The following is a 17,129-nucleotide window of genomic DNA, read 5'->3' on the forward strand; positions in this document are numbered from 1 at the left end:
AGGGATGGCTGCCAACGCACACTGGATCGTGCCGGCAACCATCTTCCGGCCACCGCTGAAGCGCGGCGCCGCAGGATTTGGCACCCGTTCGCGGCTTTCGCTGCGATGGGTTGCCCCGGCTTCAAAGGGCCTGTCCCTCTGCCGGTCTCGATGGATGGCAGGCAGTGTGCCCACGCTTTCTAGCAATGTCAATCGCTTTATCCGCATAAAGCGATGCCTTGCGCGATCCGGTTGTTGCGCACCCGCCACTGCCCTGCGAACGTGCACGCACTAGACTGCCCGCCATGACTCTCTGCCGATTCCTCGCCGCGACCGGCGCGCTCCTCGCCCTGGCCGGCTGCGCCACCGGACTGCAACGCAACAGCGACATGGCCCCTGAGAGCGACGTCGACACCGCGATCTTCCCCGTGGATGAGCGCGTCGTGCCCGAGCGCTATATCTCGCCGGCCCATCCCGGCTTGCAACTGGACTCGCTCGCGACCTGGCCTGCGCCCGACGGCCGCACCTGGCTGATCGCCAGCGCCAAGACCGCGCACACCCTGATGGTGTTCGACGCCGACACCGGTGATTGGCTGCAGACCGTGGGTGGCAAGGAGGACGCCGCGCGCACGTTCAAGCGCCCCAACGGCCTGGCCGTGCACGGCGACCACCTCTTCGTCGCCGAGCGCGACAACCACCGCGTGCAAATGCTCGCGTTGCCGGATTTCGCTCTGCTCGGCACCTTCGGCGAGGACCAGCTGCGCAGCCCTTACGGCCTCTGGATCAACGAGGTTTCGCCCGGCGGGCTGGACGTGTACGTCACCGACAGCTTCATGTACGGCAAGCGCTTCGAGATCGTGCCGCCGCTGGAGGAGCTCGACCAGCGCGTGCGCCGTTTCCACGTCGAGCTGGATGGCGAGAACTTCACCGCCGGCTATCTCGGTTCGTTCGGCGACACGGCCGAGCCCGGCGCGCTGCGCGTGGTGGAGTCCATCGCCGGCGACCCGGCCTTTGACCGCCTGATGATCGCCGACGAGCGCTTCCCCGGCAGCACCGGCCGCGACGCCTCCACCCTGCGGGAATACACCCTGGCCGGCACCTTCACCGGCCTCAGCCTGCCCGAGGACACCTTCGCCACCGAGGCCGAGGGCGTCGCGCTGTGGGCCTGCAGCCCCGACACCGGCTACTGGGTCGCGGTCGACCAGCGCGAGACGCGGACCGCCTTCCATCTGTTCAAGCGCAGCGACCTGACCCCGGCTGGCAGCTTCCGCGGCTTGACGACCGCCATGTCCGACGGCATCGCGGTGCATGCCGCCAGCACCGCCGCCTTCCCGCACGGCGCGCTGTTTGCCATGCACAACGACGAATCGGTGAGCGCGTTCGATCTGGCCGATATCGCCCGCAGTCTGGAGCTTGCTGCGGAATGCACCGGCTCGCGGTGACTCGCGCGCGGCACCTGGGCGTACGCGCGACGTTGGTACTGACGGCGGTGATAATGGCGCTGGCGCTCGCCTCGCTGATCCCCGTCAAAGCTGCAAGTCCCGCCGCCAGCGCCGCAGACAGCGTCGCCGCCCGCGTCCGCATCGAAGCGACCGACGACGGCTACCACGCCTGGGCCGACAACCCCTTGCCGGGCCCGATTGAAGTGCGGCTGCGCTATCGCCAGCGCCACAACACCGTGGCATCACCGGCCCTGCCCGCGCGCGCCACTGTTCCGGCCCTTGACAGCACCGTGGTCGCGGTGTTCCGCGCCACTGACCCAGCGCGTGCGGTCGACTTCGACCTGATCCTGGACAGCGTGCCCGGCAACCCCAGCGCACAGCCGCGTGATGTGACCTACGTGCTGCCGCTGGCAAAAGACACGCCAGTCGTGATCGATCAGGGCTTCGCCGGCAGCTTCAGTCACGACGACGACGAGAACCGCTACGCCATCGACTTCGCCGTACCGGTCGGCACCGCCGTGCTGGCGGCGCGCGACGGCGTGGTGATGCAGGTGCTTGACCGCTACCTAGATGTGACCAACAGCAACGCATCGCAACACCGCGGCACCGTACCGGCCGACACACTGCTGCGGAACGCCAACCTCATCCGCGTCCTGCATGACGATGGCACGATGGCCGTGTATGCGCATCTGCAGCGAGGTGGTGCCGTTGTCGCCCAAGGACAGCCGGTGCGGACCGGCCAGCACATCGGCTGGTCCGGCAACTCCGGCTTCAGCACCGCCCCGCATCTGCACTTCGCCGTGCAGGTGAACCGCGGCATGCGGCTGGTCTCGCTGCCGTTCCGGATGGAGGGGGGCGCATGCGGAAATGCCTCCCTGACGTTCAAATGGCGTTGGACTCGGCCGCCGGCTCGTCTCGCAACTGCTGAAAAGTCGCAAGCACTTTATCTTGCAACCACTGCGGCGCAGCGCTCAATGCAGCATCCATTTGAAACCCTCCGCCGAAAGGCGGGTCATCGCCCACTCTTACCCGCGTCTGTCCTTCCAATACATACGAGTTCCCGCCTTCGCGCAGGACCACGGTGACGTCCCGGGGGTCAATCCCTCCACCGCAGAAGCGGTGGTACGCGAACGTCAACTCTGCGGTGCCATTGCCGTCCAGGTCGGTCACAGAGACGCTATCGGGATAAAAGCCGGACTCGGTGTCGACGCCGTCGCATTCGATGTCATCAGTGTGCTGCCAGCTTGCGGTTGTTGGCGCCGGTGTTCCGGGCAGGGGGTACATCGCTGCGGAGAGCACGATGCGGTCGGATACCGTTCCGTCAACCGGATCTTCGGCGTGCGTGGCCAGCCGGAAGAAAACAACCGCCTGGTCACCATGGCGGTCGGTGAACCGCAGAGAGTCGATGACTGGCCCAACAAGTGGAAGTGTCTGTAATTCCGACGCCCCAAGGGGCTCTTTTCCTACCTGCACAGAAGGAGTGGGCGCCACGGCAACAGCCACTATCGAGCTCTCTGGCTGCTCCCTTTTCACCCCGTCGCAAGCGGCCAGCAACAGCGCGCTGATGGCGACCATGGCCGCGGAGCAAGCAGACGACTGCTCAACGCTCATTGCCGCTCGCCTTGACGTTGATCGTGATGCCCAGAGCGTCGTTGAGTGTGGTAGCCGTTGGAGTGGCCAGCTTGTAGTAATAGTTCATCGTCTGGCCGATCTCGTCCTCTTTCTGACCTTTCCAGAGTTCCGCTTGCGAATACGCATGTTCGATCCATGGTGCGCGCTTCTGCGAAAACGGGACCACCGCTAGCGGGTGACCGGTTTATCCGCTGGCTTCGAATTGCAGGGTTCTGGGCAATCAGGCGATGAAAGTTGGTGGCGTGACTCTTCGCGATACGCACGAGACTCTACCCGCCCTCGATCGCTGTTCTGGCCATTTCCCGGCGCGGGATGGGCGTCACCGGTTCATTCGGCGACTGCTTGTTTTACCAAAGCCAGCACGGCTGCTGCTATTTCAGCCGAAGTGGCTAAAAACACCTCCTCATCGCTGTCACGCACCTGGTTGCCGTAGTCCTCGATGACAACGCCTTCGCTGGACGTGATGAATGTTCGGGGTGAGAAGCAGTAGGCAGAATCTTCGTTGCCGGTCGGATACTTGACCAGACTGACGAATTCCGCCGCCTGCAAGGAGCCGGGATCGATCGCTGCACAGAACGGATGGGCTGCCAGGATGTCGCTCACGGAATCGACATCCACCAACTCAGCTGCGACCGCCGTTTTTCCGAGCGCCACACCCTGGACCTTGCGAGAGGAGCGATCGACCAGCCATCCGGTGTTGTCGTGGGAAGTGCAGTTGCATTCGCATGAAAGAAGATAGTTCTCTCGCCCTTCATTCCAGTACAGCATCGGTGCGCCGCCTTCGCACAGCGACAGGGCTTCCTGATTGCCAGCGAGTGCCACCTTGCAGTGCCCCTCGGAATCGCATTGCTTCGAGGAAAGGGGGCGCTAGCCACCAGTTCCGATCGGCGCTGCAAGGTTTCCGCTTGCCCGCTGCTGCTGTCGGAGCAAGCGAGGAGGAACAGGGCCAAAGCAAGTCCGGTGATCCTAGAGCTGGCAGATTGGCTGATCATGGATCTTCTCCAACAGGTGAAAGTTGGCATTGGAGCGTGCCGCGGAATATCCACTTTCGGAAGCGGAATAGGTTGAACGTTGTATAATGCCCATCCTCCGGCTCATCGTAACGGCCCGCCCGCTAGTGCTAGCCGTCGGGGCGCGCTCCCTACATGCCCGGTGACTACTCCAATAATGGGGTTACGGCGACTTCCGAAGGTTCGGTTGCCTTTGGGTAATAGCGGGCCGGGAGTGTACGCGGGCATATCTGGCCCCTCAGTCAGCTTTGGTGCAGATCAGCACGGAGGCGGATGCATCGTCGGGATCCTCGACGAGCTCCGGTGCGGCGCCAAGCTGCGATGCGGAGGACTCCCGGAAATCCTTTCCGAGTTTCGCCATCAGCGTCGATCGAGCCATTTCGAGTTCCGCTGTAAAGTAGAGTGCGAATACCGGGAAAGTCGTGCGGGGAACCGCCAGACGAGTGACGGCGAGACCTTGGAATCGTTCGTCGACGCAATAGGTGACCAAGGTGTCCGAAGTGTCGCAGCGGTAATTTTCTATCGCCTGTAGATACGGACTGGATGGTGTTTGCGTGTGTTCATCGACGAATAGGTCACCCATGTCACAGGTCGAAAAACCTTGAGTAGCCTGCTCAAACAGAGAAGATGATGTGGTTGCGTCGGACGCATTGATTGTTGGGTTATCAATTTGCTTGCCGTTGCAACCGAAAAGTGCTGTCGGCAGAAACAGGACTGCCGCCAGCATGCGGCTCGCGTGCCTAGCCTGAAGATGTGGAATGAGGAATACCTTTAAGGAAAGTGGGCGCGCAACGTCGTCGCCAGCGGATACGGCTGCCGGCCGAGACGACCCATTTTCGGGTAGTGCCGCTCGATCAACTTCAGCAGCGCTGCCCACGGCACCACCTGGTCCATCTGCGCCAGGAAAATCTCCCGGCGCGTGCGCTTGCGCTGGCCCAAGCCCTCGACGTCACCGAACGTCAATTGCATCGATCGTCATCCATTTCAGGTGGACTATTGTCGCCTGGGTCGAAGGAGTCGCTCAGACCTCCCTAGCGCATCTTTTTAATCACTCTGCGAATAATGCTATGTGGAGAGTTATCCCTCAATCCCCAGAACACCAGAACACCATCAGCCAAATCCGCTTCACTGGGAGCGAATTCAACCCCCCGGAGCTGAACGACAGGCTCAAGACTCCTAGAAAAAACTTCGATTGAGATATCCTCCGTAAGCTCATTGGAGCTACCAGCATCGCAACGCAGTATGTGGTAGCCGCTGAACTCGATCCCCATCGCGGCGGGGCATCGACCACTGATGCTTACCGCTTGAGCTATCCACGGATAGTTTTTTGAGTAGTACACTAGATGCTTTTCGCTAATCGCATCCTCGAGGGAGTCTCGCGTCGCTTCCGATTGCCCTCGGCAATAGGCTCCCACCCGGACCTCCCGGGTCAAGTTGTCTTCCGACTTAACATATGAACAATCAATATATATGGCTCGACTGCTCGCCTCGACTATGGGCGTAATAGTTTTATATGTATTTCGCGACCCTGATGTTTCTTGTATTATGAGCAGATCCCCTCCCGTCGACTTTTCGAGGTAAGTATATAGAGACGGGTGATTTTCTATAATTCCAAGCTCATTTGCAACGCCGACTATATCTTCGTAGGAAATGCCTCCCCCCTTGCGCGGATGCGGATCCTCGGCACTTTCCACACCTTGCTGAGACGCGCCGCTACGCAAAAATCCGCTCCGGGGCGAGCCTTCTTTGCAAGAGATTGGGGCGCCCACTGCAAGCAGAACAATAGCAAGCGCTGGAGAAACCTTACGTTTTAACATTTCACTCTTTCCAAAATGGCCTGAAAAATTTCTGCATGCCCCGCAATTACCTCTGCTTTGTCCATCCCGTTAATCACCCTGCGGGCGTTAACATAATCATATTTTGCTTTATTTATATACGCGGTAATTTTCTTGCCGGTAAATATTCCAGCGTACATCCCGTAGGCCATACAACCTGCTGCGGTCGAGGGCGCTAGTGCTAGATCAGGATTCCCAATCAGGTCCAACCCTAAGTTATCACCACACTTGCGATAGTTGTCTTTCCATGTGACTTGAACATACCCCCGACCTCTGTATTTGTATCCATCACCCTCTTCAGTATTTCCATTGGAAAACGCGCGGTCCCGATGGGCTTGTGTACTCGCAAGAACGGGATCGTACTTGTTGAAGTACGACCTCCCGCCCCCTTCGTCGCGCGATTCAAAATAGGTTCCGGCCCACAACGTTTCATGCCTGGCCGTGGCCAGCATATAGGCGATATGAGGAATGTAGCATTCGCGCCCATGAACCCTATGGTAGTCAACCACTCCGTCCACCAGCAGCCTGAGATTATTCTCGGACGTTGCATCCAGCTGTTTTCCCGTGGAATTTGAGAAGCTGCCGTGCTTTAGTCGATACTCCTCTATAAAGCGATCAACATCCACGCAGTTGCAGCGGCCGTCGCATGAGAAGCTGGAAATTACCCCTACCGGGTGGAAGTGCATGGGCTTTGGTCGTGTTGAAAACTCACCCCCCACTTCTCGCACATCACCCCACCAAAACAGCGACTCAATCCGCTTCTTCTCCTGCGTCCAGTCTGCCTTGCGCGCTTCCGGAATCAGCTCGTCGAGTGCATCCCACTTATCCATCGGGCCGGCCCACTCGCTGTAGTGACGGACAACCAGGCGGGAAAGGGCCTCGGCCAGCCAGGGCTGGCTGAGGGCTCTGCGGACTTCGGTAGCGACGAGCTTCTTGTCGCCTTCCCGATCGATCAGTTCATACAGCCTGGTGAACAGTCGCGAGCTTTCGGCGCTGGCACCTTTTGCGGCGAGTTTTGATTGTTCGTCTTTCGGCGTTCGGGGATGCTTGGCCACGTGATTGGCGTAGAGAGCCGCCGGTGTCGTGTCATCGGCTGTGACCAGCTCAAATCCCGGCCAATCCCACGGTGTGCACAGCCGCACCTGGGCTTGGCCCTTCTCCCGTGCCCATCCGCTGCGCCCTTTTCCATCGACGGTGCCAACCACTACCCGCCACCAGCGCGTGCCGTCGGCGTCCGTGGCGATCTCCTGCAGGGACTTGACTGCGAACACCCGCGGAACGGCAGCTTCCGGACCTTTGGTGTCACTCGTGCTCAGCGGAAACGCGCTCCAAGCCTCCAACGAGCGGCCGGTCATCAACGGACCTTCGCCAAGCATCCCCCGCTCTACCCAGACGGCACCCCCGCTGGGCACAAGGACTTCGCGCTGGGTATAGGCGGCCTTGCCTGCCACTGGGAGCGCGCTGTAGGCGTCCACTTCAATCGCATTGCCCCTCGCATCGACCATGCGCGAAAGCACATTGCCATTGCTGTAGGTGCGGTTTGCGGTGGTGTAGCCCGTCAAGCCGGTCTTGCCGACCACTTGCACGGAGCCTTTCCGGACCTTGGCCCACTGACCGGTTTTCGGTGACGTCGCGTCCAAAACAACGCCGTCGCTTTCGGCAATCCGCTGATCGGCTTTGGTCGGAAGCGCAAGCTTCGCCCCGGCCTCAACAAGCAGCAGGGTCTTGTGTTTCTCGTCCAGCTCGCCGGCGCGCTCGCGGCTCTTGGCGATGAACGCTTCCACATCGTCGCAGGTAAATACGTCCAGCTGCACCAGCGGTCTTTCGCTGCAACTCGACCCCAGCGGATTGGTATCGATATATCGCTGGTATTGGCCAAGGTGGCCCATCAGGTCGCCGGCCTTGACCCCGATCGGTTTGTCGAGCACGACCACCCTGTCGGTGGCAGGGTCAGCGGTGGTCTCTGCCAGTTCCTTCTTGTACGCATACGCGCCGGTCAGCCCGGCAGGCACCACTTCACCGCTCACGACCCCGGTAACCGCGTAATAGCCCCTTTTCTTGCCCTCTGCGCCCAGCGTGAGCTTGACGCCGCGCGGGGCGTACCCGGCGATCTGGCCATCGGCGTCGCGCAGGTTCAGCCCGATGCCACCTTCGGGGATATGCGGGTTCTTGCCCCGGTCGGCATCGTTGGCGGATTCGGCTACCGCGTATACCGCGTCACCCCAATAGGCCGGCCGCGCCTTCTTCGTATCGGCCCGGTAGCCCTCCCAGTGCTGAAGGTGCATGTACAGGCTGTACAGAAGCAGCGACGGCTCCTCTTCCTTTTGCGTGTTGTCGGTGCCGTTGACCGCAGCAGCTCCACTCTTCTTTGGCGCCGGCGGCAGCTGCAACCGGTGCCGGACCAGCACGAAGCCGGTCGAGTAGGTCGCCGGGCCACAGGAGTCATAAGCGACCGTGGGATGGTTGCTGTCGACCCGATAGGCGATCACCTCGCCGTCGGCGATGCAGCGGATACCCGCATCCTGCGCCAGCGTGGCGCCGGTCTGGCTGCCGAAATGGATCCCACCGTGCCATTGCCCGTTGGCGCCGATCGGGTAGAACCCGTCCTCGGCCCTGGCCAAGGCGCTGTAGTAGGTCTGCGGGTCGACGACGTCGACGTATTTACGAATTCCGTCTTCGGTCGTTTCCAGCTTTTGGAATGGATATACAAAAGCGGAAGATGCCGGCACCGGCATTGAGGACGGGCGGTTGTCCCACCATTCCTGCGGACTGACACGTTTTCCGGCTGCATCCTTCATCTGGTAATGGACGTGCTGTGCATATTGGCTGGCACCATTCGGTCCCCGTCCGCCCATGGTGCCTATTGGATCGCCTGCACTTACATCTGCACCAACACTGACGCTCTGGGTATTGGTATGCAGTATTTCGTGGCTGTATCCATCGCCATCGAGAATTTTGATCGTGCCGTATTGTCCGCCAACAAACGTGACTTCACCGGCGATGGGGGCGTGCACGGGTGGGTGGGTCAAATTGACCCCAGACTGGCCTCCCACATAATTGAAGTCAACGCCGCCATGTGGACCACTGGCACGAGCTTCACCGTACTCTCCAGTTATATGTGCGTAGACACCATTGCGCGCAGGTAAGACGCGAGCCATTGCTTCCGAAAAAGGCATATTCACTAATCCTTGTGAAACGGGAATACATCCGCCTACAGAGACCGGTCCTGTATCTCGGTCAGCTGCCAGCAGGCAGTTCGCTCGAAGATGTACATGACCTGGTAGTCGGTATCAGGCTTGTACAACAGTACTTTTGCATCAGTTGCTCGCACACTTTCAGTCTCAAGCATCAATCCGTCGGCGTCGCGCGTGTTTCTGTCAGGCATCACGGGAAATACAACTTCCTCCTGTGACTGCCTTGTGGTATGAGGCCGCGGCTCGGGCTCTGCATCAATGACCTGCATCTTTACCAGCGGGTATACAACTGATTGCCGCTGAAAGGCAACGTCTGCGGAGAAATGACTGAGGAACTCCGGGAAGCTCTGGCGTGAGCAATCAGGCGCCCCCCTTTTTGCTGGCGAAGTACAGCCCGCGAAAAGCAGCAGCAGAACGAGACTCGATATTTTCGGAATGTTCAAACCGGCACCCTCTTATTGTCTACGGCAATTCACTGTCGACGGTCAGCCGGAGAAATCCGGCATCCGATCGGGCTTGAGCTTCAGCAGCCCATCCGGCAGGGACAGGCGGATATCACCACTCGCCCCACCCTCAAACGGCACCTGCCCCGCCTTGACCCGGAACTCGCCCGGACACGCAAACGTGATATCGCCACCTTCCAGGGTGACCGTCGTCTGCCCGGCCTGCAGGACGATCCTGTCCTTGGCCAGCACGTCGATGCGCTCGTCGCTGGCGGTGATCGTGACGCTCTGGTCGGCCAGCACTTCCAGCTTGCCGGTGTGGGCCTGCAGGCTGACGGGGCCGTCGGCGGCGATCGCCTTGATGGGGCCGCGCTGGGCGAACAGGGCGACCTGGCCACCAGCCACGCCGGCCACGGTCTGACCGGCGCTGATCTGGGTGTCGTGCTGGCTGGTCAGGTGGAGGTTGCCGCCGGCGTGGGCGAGCGCGCTTTTGGGCGTGGCCAGGGCGATCGCGTCGGGGCTTTCGATAAACAGCAGCGGGGTGGCCAGTCGTTCGACCGGGGCCGCCACTGCGCTTCCAGCGCCCGCGGCACTCGCACGTGCATGTGCGTCGGCGCCGCTATCGCGCCCGCCGCCGGACGGTTTGGTCGCGGACTGGCCGTTGACGGCGCCGTTGTAGCGGCCGTCCTGCTCGGGGTCCACGTGGGCCAGCATCTCAGTCTGGCGTTCGTTGGCCGACAACGGGGCGACCTGGGCACCCGCGACCGCGTCATCCAGCGCCTGCGCGCTGCGCTGCGCGCCCTTGAGCTGGGCGACGGCTTCGGTCACGTCCATCTGGGTCGAGGCGCCTTCCTGGCGCGCGGTGGTCGAGAGCAGCATCCCCTGACCGGCGCGCAGGTTCGCCCAGCCCAGCGTCGCCAGATCAAACCCCGATCCGCGCACGCCGCTGCGACGCGCGTTGTCGTGGTGGATCAGGTAGCCCAGTTCCAGTCGGCTGTCGGCCAGGCTGGTGTGCAGGCGCTGGCGCAGCTGGCCGGGAGCGTCGTCGATCACCCATTGCTGGGTGCCGCCCCCGTCCAGGCTCTGGGCGTGCAGCCCGCTCAGGGTGCCGGGGTGGTTGCTGGCGTCGGCCAGTGCAAACGGTGGCGCGATCTTGCCGTTGTACAGCTGGCCCGTGATGACCGGCTGGTCGATGTCGCCGTGCAGGAACTCCACCAGCACCTCGCTGCCGACGCGCGGCAGGGCGTGGCTGCCCCAGTTCGGGCCGGCGACCCATTCGGCCACGCGCACCCAGGTGCCGCTGGTGTCATCGCCGGGGGCATGGCCATTCGGGTGGGCGCGGGAGCCGGCATCGGTCAGGCCGCCGGGATTGGGCGCGGCGCCGCGTTGCCAGGGGAACTGGATGCGCACCTGATGGTCGCGGGTGGAGGTGACGGCGGATTCGGGCAGGCCGACCACGGTCGCGGTCTGCATGCCCGGCGCGGTCGGCTTGTAGCGGGCGACGGGCACCACCGGGGTGTCGGCGGTCACCGCCAAGAAGCGGTTGCGGTAGTTGCCGCGTTCGATCCCGCCAGCCGGATCCAGCAGTGCAACGATGCCGCTGTCGAGATTGTTGGCGGCGCGGTGCTCGATCACCAGTGGCAGGAACGCCTGCCCGGACAGGTCGGGATGCTGGGTCAGGGTGAAGGCGAATCCTGCCGCCATGCTGCGCGCACTGCCGGCGCCGGCGTGCAGACGCTGCGGCAGACGCAGCGCATCCAGTTGCAGGGCGGCGTGTTGATCGGCGTCGGCACGGTTGGCGAAGCGGCCGCTGCGGGGTACACGGTAAGCCTCCAACACCGGCGCATTTGGTCCGGCGGGAGAGCCACTCGCGCTGGCGGCCACCGCTTCCACCTGCTCGGCCTGCCAGCTGGCGGCGGAAAGAACGCTGGCCGTCGTCTGCCGCTGCTCGCTGAAGCGCTGGATCGCGTCGCTGGCCTCGGTCGCATCGCTGCGGTGGAAGCGCAGGGTCGGCTCAATGGCTTCGGGCACGCTCGCGTCGCGATCGAACACCACCAGGGTGACGCCGCCCTCGTTGTCCTGCGCGTGCTCGTACCGCCACGCCAGCCCCGCATCGGCCAGCAGGCGGAACACGAATGCGTGGTCGCTCTCGCGGTACTGGGTGGTGATCGGATAGACCGGCAGCGGCTGGGTCGCGTCCACGCGCAGCGACGCCTGCGGGTAGTCATCCAGTACCCGCTCCAGCACGCCCAGCGCGTCCAGATCCTGGAACACCAGTGCGTTGCGGCGCAGCTTCAGGAAGGCGATCCACGGCTCCATCATCAGCCGGTAGCGAACCAGGCCGCCATCGCTGCCCAAGGGCATCACCCGGGTGCAGTGGCCGTGCCAGTGGCGCAGGCCGCCATTGGCCAGACGCAGGTGCAGCGCCATCGGCTGGCCAAGCAGCGCGCGGGCATCCAGATAGGCATCGGTGGACAGGCAGTCCACGGTGAAACTGAAATCGTCGCAGACCGACTCGGTGCCTTGGAAGCGTTCGACGACGAGCGCGTCAGGCAGCGCGGTGTCGAGCTCGATCAGGCGTTGGTGCTGCGAGACCCGCGCCAGTGCACGGGCGACAGACTGGATATCCGTATCCATGGGTTCCATCCGATTGTTTGAGGTAGCCAAAGCGGCCGCGTTACGATCGCGCGGCACTGGATGCAGACTAGCACCACCGGCGCCTCAGCGCGGCGGGCGCAAGCCGGTGTCGCTGCCCGCACCTGCACCTCGTGGCATCTGTGGGGAGGCCGGGGCATCGGGTGCGAGTGTCCTTGAGTGCGAATGTCCCCCGGCACCGATGAAGCCGGTGCCTCCTCCTTTATTTCGCACCCAAGGACACCCACACCCGCTCAGACGGAGGTCAGCTGCCCCTTGCGAAGCAGGCGCTCAGTGCGCATCACGTAAAGGACGAACACGGTCTGTCCGTCGTAGCGATGGAACACCCGACACGGCGGATCGACAACCTGCCGATACCGCGAACGCCCCAGTTCCGCCGGACGGCTACCGCTTTCAGGATGGTCGGCCAGCTGCTCGCCATGCGCCAGGACGCGCTTGACCAGCTCCGAGGCAGCGACCGGATCCTCCAACGCGATGTAGTCCGCGATCGCATCCAGATCGCCAAGCGCAGGCTCCGTCCAGACTATTTCAGCCATCGGGCGAGGCGCTTCCGGGCTTGCGCATGAGTGACAACACGGCTCTCGGCAATCGCCTGCTCACCACGTGCAATGCCCTCAAGCACCGCCATCCGCTGTTGCATGAGCTGGAAGCTCTCGACGTCCACCAGATACGCACTTGGCAAGCCGTGTTGCGTGATGAGGATGGGCTCCTTGTCCCGCGCGATGTCAGAGAGCAGTTCAGTCGCCTGGCGCTTGAGGGTGGTGACGAGTTCGGTACGCATGGAGTGACACTAGAGTATCACTCGTGACCGCGCAAGCTCCCGCATCGCACGGCAACCGCGAAGCCGATGGTGATAACTTGCGCGTCGCAGACGGAGCAACAGCAACCAAGGAGAGGTCCAATGCAGCCTGAAAGCACACCCGAGCCAAATCTTTTCCAGCTCAGTGAGCGTGCACTGGGACAAAAGCCCACAACCGAGGAAGTGACTGGATTCATTACCCTGCTCTGCGCGCAGCAGTTGTTCGTCCGTGGCGCACACGATCTGGCCGACCCCGCCGCATTGCACCTCGGGGTACTCGACCTGGAGGACGGCGACGAGCCCTTTCTCTATCTCGCCACCAGCCGCGATCTGGCTGACTCGCTTCCCGGCGATCCGGACGATGAGGGCAACGAGTTGCTCAGCATCACCGGTGAGGCATTATCACCGGTGAGGCATTGCTCGGGTTCGCCGCGCAGCGCCGCAACAACGTCGTGATCATCACCAGCGACTCCGACGATGAGAACATCGTCATTCCCCACGGCTCGTTGGAACTGCTCGCCAAACTCGCCGTGTTGACCGGCGACCGTGCTCCCCAGAACCGGCCCAGCGACGAGACGATCCGCGCCGCATATCCAGCTGCATTCGCGCGCTGGCTGTATGACTACTGTCGCGCCCACTCCGACATCCGCGAAGCCCGCCTGGCGTTGGCGCGCCTTGGCAACAGCTCCCGGCCGGACGTGGTGGTAGGGCTTGAGGCGGGCGCCGCCTACAGCCATATGGACCGGATCAGTGCCGAATCGCGCCGCCTGCTGAAGCCCGGACAGGTCTTCTACACGGAAGACCAGATCACCGGAATGGGCCAAGGAGGCTCGTTGGCCGAAGATCTCCGGCGACATCCGCCGCTCTACCGAAAGAGCAACCCACAGGGTTGGTGGGACCGACTGATGCGAAGGCTCAAGCCGGCACCATTGGTGTGCGTCAACGTGCAACTGCTCGATGAGCCGCCACAGCGGTGACACTTTTGGTCACATCGTCCGCCAAAACAGACCAATCGCGTCACCCCAAAGACCGGAGTCAACGGCCAAACGTGACTGGTTGTTCAGTTTCGACATCCAAAGCCGGTAAAACCACACTTGGCACGGGAAATGCGTAGCTTACCGTGCACGTGCCAACCAGCACGGCTGCCCGAGGACCGGAACGCCCGGCTCAGACGGCACGTGAAAACTGACCACTCCTAGGGGAAACACCATGAAGAACGTACAGAAAGGTTTTACGCTCATCGAGCTGATGATCGTTGTTGCGATCATTGCAATTTTGGCGGCTATTGCGTTGCCGGCTTATCAGGATTATACGATTCGGTCCAAGGTTTCCGAAGGCGTAGTACTGGCGTCCGCGCTAAAGCTGGCCGCAACTGAGACATTTCAGTCTCGGGGGCCGGGCAGCATGGAATGTAGCTCCGTTGCAACCTGTGACGCGATTGGTGCGACTTTGATGGACGCGACGGCCCTAGCAGGTAATAAAAACGTCGCCAGCGTTACGAGCGCCTCAACCGGCGTGATCACGATTACTTATAAGCCGTCAGTAGTTCCTGCCGCTAACAACACCCTTGTCCTTACGCCAGTTGGTCCGAATGGTACGACTGCGCTGAACTTGTCCTCTGCCGCAGCCGGCACGCAGGTAAACTGGACGTGCAGCACGGGCGGTACGCTGGCGCAAAAATATCGCCCTGCAAATTGCCGTTCGTAAAGGAAGACATGGGTCAGAGAACATTTCCACTTGAATCGGCAAGCCTGAAATAACAGGCACGGATTCACTCGATCCCGCCTTCCTCGCAACACAAGAACCCCGGCAACCGCCGGGGTTTTTTGTGGTTCCTCTCCGATTGAGCGAACGGCGCACGCCTGCTCGACATGATCGCGGCCCACGGCGACGTGGTGTTCAGCGCCCATGATGCCCATCTGGCCATCGGTACGTTGCCGCTGGTGGGGCATGCGGTCTTTGACGATGCCAGGGCCGCGAAGGACATCATCGCCCAGGTGAGCTCGCAACGGCTCGGCGGGTCGCCGAAGCCGCGAAACGGTATACGCGAGGAGCGGGCCACTTATGGTGCGCGGACCGCGGGAAGCGCCGGGCATGGCCCGGCAGGCCTGATGATTTCGGCGCAGGCGCATTCGTCAAGGCAGCAGGGCGCTGTAACCGGGCTTTGAGCGACCTGGGCGCCATCCCCATTCCTACGCTGCCATGGGCACTGGGCCGATACAAGACGTCTCCGGCAATGACCACGCTGAGTACCCGCATCGTCACCTCCATCGATGACCATTGCCCGCCATGAGTCAATGACGTACTATCCGCCATGATCTTCATCGAGACCGCGGTGTTCACCCGCCAAATCAGCGAGATGGTGACGGACGAGCGATACGCCGAGTTCCAGCGCCTCCTGGCCGACAGCCCTGAAGCGGGAGATGTCATCAAGGGCACGGGCGGCCTTCGGAAGATCCGTCTCGCGCTGGACAATCGCGGCAAGAGCGGCGGCTCCCGAGTCATCTACTACTACTTCGTGAACGCCTCGCAAATCGCCCTGTTATTCGCCTATCCGAAGAACGTAGCCAGCGACCTGACCGCCGAGCAAAAGGCCGTACTGAAACAAATCATCGCGAAGTGGAGTTGACCATGAACAAGAACCTTTTTGCCGAACTCCTTGAGAGCGTAGAACAGGCGGGCGAGATCATCCGCGGAGAGCGCGCTGCGTCTCGCGAGTTCAACGTTGACGCGGTAGACATCAAGAAAATTCGCGCCGTCACTGGCCTGTCGCAACCGAATTTCGCCAAGATCCTTGACGTGGACGTAGGCACGCTCCGGAATTGGGAGCAAGGTCGTCGCGCGCCGACCGGACCCGCGCGGGCACTGCTGCGTGCGATCAAGAAAGACCCCGAGCATGTGATGCGAGCGCTGGCGGTATGACAAAGAACCCCGGCACCCGCCCTCTCATGTAGGGCGCATGGACAATGCGCCGCTCCACACAACGCCCCGCCGGAAGCAATTCCCCCGCACGCCTAATACGTTGAACACTGCCTTGGCTACGTCGTCCACCGAACTGGCGGCGACGGCACTTGGAGATGCTGGCCTGACGCACGGCAACCTCGGCGGCGCAATGCGCTTCGCTTACTGCGCCCTGGATCAGCTACGACTATCGCGCTGTCTACGTGCGCTTCATAGGCACGCACACGCAGTACGACTCCCCACGTGGCCGCGCTCAAGAAGCTGGCCGTGCCGGTAAAACTCGCAGGTGTAGGGCACCGACAAAGAAAGGTTTCCTGCCTTACCCTCAACGTAAAGAAAGGTATCCTTCTTTGCAGTCAGGGCCACGCAAGGAATCTTTCATATGCCGCGCATCGGACGTTTTTGACGAGGAAGCGGGTTTGGCCGTGACCAACGCCGAGGACGTGGAGGAGGTCACCAACTACCTTCAGGCGTTCCGATTCGCGCGCGAGCAGCTGCGCTCCCCCGACGGTCTACCGATTTCCGTGCGGCTGCTGACCGAAGCGCACCGCATCCTCCTGGACGGCGCGCGGCGCGCGACGCTTCCAGCACTGGTCCGTATCGCGTTGGTCCATGCGCAATTCGAAACGATCCATCCATTTTTGGACGGGAAGGGCCGCATCGGACGCCTGCTGATCGCGATGCTGCTGGAAGCCTGGCAACTGCTGCCCGCACCGCTGATCTACGTTTCCGGATACCTCAAGGCGCACTAGACCGAGTATTACCGCCACCTGAGCGCGATCCGGACCGAGGGCGACTGGGAGTCCTGGGTGTCCTTCTTTCTGGAGGGCGTGGAGGCTTCGGCTGAGGAAGCGCAGCACAGCATCGTGGCCATTGCTGTCCAGATCGCAGCGGATCGGAAGCTGGTACTCGGCACGAGTGCCAGCACGCTCCAGGCTATGCGACTGTTCGAGATGCTGCCCACCATGCCCAAGCTGACCGTCGACCGGGTTCAGCAGGCTTTGCAGGTGTCCTCGCCCACCGCCCGGGGAGCGGTCAGCGCGCTCGAAGCAGTGGGCGTGCTTCGGGAGACCTCGGGCCGGAAGCGGGGGCAGGTCTTCGCCTATCAGGCGTATATGGACCTGCTTCGGGGCTGATGCCCAGGTTTCAGAAAGGCAAAGCGCGCAACTTGAACAGCAG

At 62.1% G+C, this 17,129-nt stretch carries 17 protein-coding genes, 1 pseudogene and 1 riboswitch; of the genes and pseudogenes, 10 read left to right on the forward strand and 8 right to left on the reverse strand.

Annotation, left to right across the window (positions count from 1 at the left end; translation table 11 throughout):
* Positions 1–35: 35 nt before the first annotated feature.
* Positions 36–157, reverse strand: a riboswitch (SAM riboswitch).
* 127 nt (positions 158–284) lie between these two features.
* Entirely contained in the window at positions 285–1,421 is a 1,137-nt protein-coding gene (locus tag INQ40_RS10015) for a phytase (RefSeq protein WP_194340317.1), read from the forward strand.
* Positions 1,403–2,506 carry a M23 family metallopeptidase gene (locus INQ40_RS10020; protein WP_228481988.1) on the forward strand — a complete coding sequence of 368 codons (1,104 nt, stop codon included), beginning with the start codon at positions 1,403–1,405 and terminating at the stop codon, positions 2,504–2,506. Before INQ40_RS10015 ends, INQ40_RS10020 begins: the two co-directional genes overlap by 19 nt.
* Positions 2,507–3,380: 874 nt before the next feature.
* On the opposite strand, the gene INQ40_RS10025 is transcribed toward INQ40_RS10020, so the two are convergent.
* The 8 genes and pseudogenes from INQ40_RS10025 to INQ40_RS10065 all read right to left on the reverse strand — a co-directional run bounded on the left by INQ40_RS10025 (position 3,381) and on the right by INQ40_RS10065 (position 12,971).
* Positions 3,381–3,875, reverse strand: a complete 495-nt coding sequence (locus INQ40_RS10025; RefSeq protein WP_194340318.1) for a hypothetical protein — start codon at positions 3,873–3,875, stop codon at positions 3,381–3,383.
* Positions 3,876–4,301: 426 nt separating this feature from the next.
* Positions 4,302–4,790 (reverse strand): hypothetical protein, encoded by a 489-nt coding sequence (locus tag INQ40_RS10030; RefSeq protein ID WP_194340319.1) that lies wholly within the window; start codon positions 4,788–4,790, stop codon positions 4,302–4,304.
* A gap of 50 nt (positions 4,791–4,840) precedes the next feature.
* Positions 4,841–5,032: pseudogene (locus tag INQ40_RS10035) on the reverse strand (IS5/IS1182 family transposase); the annotation flags it as partial.
* Between the two features lie 62 nt (positions 5,033–5,094).
* Positions 5,095–5,880: a hypothetical protein gene (locus tag INQ40_RS10040; RefSeq protein WP_194340320.1), complete on the reverse strand. Its 786-nt coding sequence runs from the start codon at positions 5,878–5,880 to the stop codon at positions 5,095–5,097.
* Complete coding sequence (locus INQ40_RS13085; protein ID WP_345776520.1) at positions 5,874–9,074, reverse strand: peptidoglycan DD-metalloendopeptidase family protein; 3,201 nt, start codon at positions 9,072–9,074, stop codon at positions 5,874–5,876. Before INQ40_RS13085 ends, INQ40_RS10040 begins: the two co-directional genes overlap by 7 nt.
* Before the next feature lie 503 nt (positions 9,075–9,577).
* Positions 9,578–12,172 (reverse strand): type VI secretion system Vgr family protein, encoded by a 2,595-nt coding sequence (locus tag INQ40_RS10055; protein WP_194340321.1) that lies wholly within the window; start codon positions 12,170–12,172, stop codon positions 9,578–9,580.
* A 251-nt stretch (positions 12,173–12,423) separates the two neighbouring features.
* A complete protein-coding gene (locus tag INQ40_RS10060) occupies positions 12,424–12,726 on the reverse strand; it encodes a type II toxin-antitoxin system RelE/ParE family toxin (protein WP_194340322.1) in 303 nt (100 codons plus the stop codon).
* Positions 12,714–12,971 (reverse strand): type II toxin-antitoxin system Phd/YefM family antitoxin, encoded by a 258-nt coding sequence (locus INQ40_RS10065; RefSeq protein WP_194340323.1) that lies wholly within the window; start codon positions 12,969–12,971, stop codon positions 12,714–12,716. The genes INQ40_RS10060 and INQ40_RS10065 overlap by 13 nt, the downstream gene beginning before the upstream one ends.
* Before the next feature lie 120 nt (positions 12,972–13,091).
* Here INQ40_RS10065 and INQ40_RS10070 point away from each other — a divergent pair, with 120 nt between their 5' ends.
* From INQ40_RS10070 to INQ40_RS13095, 8 genes are all read left to right on the forward strand, one after another.
* The gene (locus INQ40_RS10070) at positions 13,092–13,445 is read left to right on the forward strand and encodes a hypothetical protein (protein WP_194340324.1); all 354 of its coding nucleotides are present in this window, start codon (positions 13,092–13,094) and stop codon (positions 13,443–13,445) included.
* Positions 13,406–13,966, forward strand: a complete 561-nt coding sequence (locus tag INQ40_RS10075) for a hypothetical protein (RefSeq protein ID WP_194340325.1) — start codon at positions 13,406–13,408, stop codon at positions 13,964–13,966. Before INQ40_RS10070 ends, INQ40_RS10075 begins: the two co-directional genes overlap by 40 nt.
* 232 nt (positions 13,967–14,198) lie before the next feature.
* A complete protein-coding gene (locus INQ40_RS10080) occupies positions 14,199–14,696 on the forward strand; it encodes a pilin (RefSeq protein ID WP_194340326.1) in 498 nt (165 codons plus the stop codon).
* 164 nt (positions 14,697–14,860) lie between these two features.
* Positions 14,861–15,157 (forward strand): hypothetical protein, encoded by a 297-nt coding sequence (locus tag INQ40_RS10085; RefSeq protein ID WP_194340327.1) that lies wholly within the window; start codon positions 14,861–14,863, stop codon positions 15,155–15,157.
* A gap of 146 nt (positions 15,158–15,303) precedes the next feature.
* Complete coding sequence (locus INQ40_RS10090) at positions 15,304–15,618, forward strand: type II toxin-antitoxin system RelE/ParE family toxin (RefSeq protein WP_194340328.1); 315 nt, start codon at positions 15,304–15,306, stop codon at positions 15,616–15,618.
* A gap of 2 nt (positions 15,619–15,620) precedes the next feature.
* Positions 15,621–15,911, forward strand: a complete 291-nt coding sequence (nadS, locus tag INQ40_RS10095; RefSeq protein ID WP_194340329.1) for a NadS family protein — start codon at positions 15,621–15,623, stop codon at positions 15,909–15,911.
* Between the two features lie 464 nt (positions 15,912–16,375).
* Positions 16,376–16,702 (forward strand): Fic family protein, encoded by a 327-nt coding sequence (locus tag INQ40_RS13090; protein ID WP_228482201.1) that lies wholly within the window; start codon positions 16,376–16,378, stop codon positions 16,700–16,702.
* A gap of 57 nt (positions 16,703–16,759) precedes the next feature.
* Positions 16,760–17,086, forward strand: a complete 327-nt coding sequence (locus INQ40_RS13095) for a hypothetical protein (RefSeq protein WP_228481989.1) — start codon at positions 16,760–16,762, stop codon at positions 17,084–17,086.
* The last annotated feature ends 43 nt before the right edge of the window (positions 17,087–17,129 follow it).

It is taken from the genome of Lysobacter sp. H21R4 (genome assembly GCF_015277535.1).
GTDB classification, from domain to species: domain Bacteria; phylum Pseudomonadota; class Gammaproteobacteria; order Xanthomonadales; family Xanthomonadaceae; genus Novilysobacter; species Novilysobacter ciconiae.